Raw genomic sequence first — 1089 nt, 5'->3', positions numbered from 1 at the left:
TGGCTGGCCGAGACAGCGCGGATAAGGAATAAAGCATGGCGGGTTATCAACCTAAAAAGCGAAAAATGACGGCAGAGATTAACGTCGTTCCTTATATTGACGTAATGCTTGTGCTGTTAATTATTTTTATGGCGACCGCTCCGTTTGTAACTCAAGGCGTAGATGTCGATCTACCAAAGACATCAAATGCAACTCCTGCTCAAGAACTTGCAGGGGATACAGATAGCAGCTTTATCATCATTGAAATCGATCGTGACGGCAATTTAGGCCTAAGCGTGAACGATGAAGAAGTGCAACGTGGTCTTTCACTGCAAGATGTCATTGTTCGAGTTAAAGCAGAGCGTTCCATCAAACCTGATTCACCAGTCGCAGTAGGCGGCGATGCAGCGACGCCATACGCTGATGTTGTCCTTTTACTTGATGAATTGAGTCGTGCTGGAATCCCTAAAGTAGGGCTCCTGACCGATATTAGGGAATAAACGTCAATATTCATGAAAGACAAAAAGAAACAATCGAAAGAGTACACTAAACCGATAGTCATATCGGTAGGTCTGCATGCTCTCTTGGTAGCAGCATTGCTCTGGGGTACTGATTTTGCGATGACCAAACCAGAGCCAACCGGACAGATGGTTCAGGCTGTCGTGATAGACCCTAAACTGGTGCAACAACAAGCGAAAGAAATTCGTCAGCAGCGTGAAAAAGCGGCCAAAAAAGAGCAAGATCGTCTTGATAAATTAAGACGCGAGGCGGAGCAGCTTGAGAAAAACCGTAAGGCTGAAGAAGAACAAATTCGTAAGTTGAAAGAACAGCAAGCGAAAGATGCAAAAGCGGCCAGAGAAGCTGAAGCGGCTCGCAAGCAAAAAGAGCAGGAACGCAAAGCAGAAGAAGAACGTGTTCGCCAAGAAAAAGAGCGTACAGCTAAACTTGAGAAAGAGCGTAAAGCGAAAGAAGAAGCTGTACGTAAAGCAGAGCAGGAACGTTTAGCCAAAGAAGCGGCGATTGCTAAAGCGGAACAAGAGCGAGTAGCTCGCGAGAAGGCGGCAAAAGAAGCGGAAGAAAAGGCAAAACGTGATTCGTTGACGCAGAGAC

General features: G+C 46.2%; 2 protein-coding genes. Both read left to right on the top strand.

What is annotated here, in order from left to right; translation table 11 throughout:
• Positions 1 to 35: 35 nt before the first annotated feature.
• A complete protein-coding gene (locus tag R7Q38_RS24555; protein ID WP_005485411.1) occupies positions 36 to 479 on the top strand; it encodes an ExbD/TolR family protein in 444 nt (147 codons plus the stop codon).
• A 12-nt stretch (positions 480 to 491) separates the two neighbouring features.
• Positions 492 to 1089 (top strand): cell envelope integrity protein TolA (gene tolA, locus R7Q38_RS24550; protein ID WP_318114679.1); only part of this gene is annotated, 598 nt, incomplete at its 3' end.

The organism is Vibrio sp. Vb0598, from assembly GCF_033338935.1.
GTDB lineage: Bacteria > Pseudomonadota > Gammaproteobacteria > Enterobacterales > Vibrionaceae > Vibrio > Vibrio alginolyticus.
Note: the sequence above shows the minus strand (reverse complement) of the source record. Positions and strands in the feature narration are given on the sequence as shown.